This window comes from Oleiphilus sp. HI0117 (assembly GCF_001635235.1).
This window is the reverse complement of sequence record NZ_LWGA01000445.1, coordinates 1-939: the sequence shown is the minus strand read 5'-3', so window position 1 is coordinate 939 and position 939 is coordinate 1. Positions and strand designations below refer to the sequence as shown.

Here is a 939-nt window from a genome sequence, read left to right as displayed (position 1 = left end):
TAGCTGAATGTTTTGTTGGGGGTCAAACAATGTACAAATAGCTTGTCCTAGTAGCGTTCCGTTTGATTCAGAAAACCAAGTTTGAGCATGACTATTGGTAAATACGATTAAGCCAACAGGGTCGGTAACAAATACCGCATTGGGAATTTCTTCGAAGCCTTTTGATATAAAGGTTCTCATGTCTTGCATGGAATGTATTGCTTCACGTACCTGTGATATTCGATTGGCAACCTTCTCATAATATCGGGGCTTATTGCGTGCTAGTGGTGTTGTGAAGTCGAGTTTGTTTAGATAGTCCTGATGTTCAGATAGGTTGGTTGGATGAGCCCATACAAAGCCCATATGGTAGAAGGATGTCACGCCAGAGTCAGATTCCTGAGCTAGGGTTATCCAGCTGGTGTGCCCATCATGCATCCACTTGTTTGTTGATTTTAAGCGCTGGTAACTAAGCGGCGTATGTTCATCTTGCAGAATAATTTGCTTATCTTTAAGTAGAACGTAGTGCTTAGGTTTTAGCAGGGCATTTAAAGATTCGAAGATTTCTTGCACCGGGTGCTGACCGATATGACGGAAGCTAATCGCAGGTTCTTTTTCAAGCCTTTCCAACTCATGGTTTAAAAATTGGTTTAGCTGCCGCATGCGTTGCCAGCTCCACAAAGGGTATGCGAGTAAAATACCAATGATTGCATTAATGGGTGGAAACCAGGTCTTATCTAGTAGTATTAGTAGGTAGCTAAAACTAAAAACCAACAGTACTAGCAGGATCGCAGAAGGTAAGACATGCGTTGGTTTGAGTCGCGGAAACAGCAGGATAGGGATCATGATGAAAGCAAATGTCAGCAAGTAAGCCCAAACCGAATCAACAGGTCGAATAGCGGTATTATTAAGTAGTGCAGAGTAGGCGTTGGCATGGAGTTCAACGCCAGACATTGAGGTGCC

General features: G+C 43.1%; 1 pseudogene. It reads right to left on the bottom strand.

Annotation, left to right across the window (positions count from 1 at the left end):
- Nucleotides 1-939: pseudogene (locus A3757_RS26400) on the bottom strand (hypothetical protein); the annotation flags it as partial.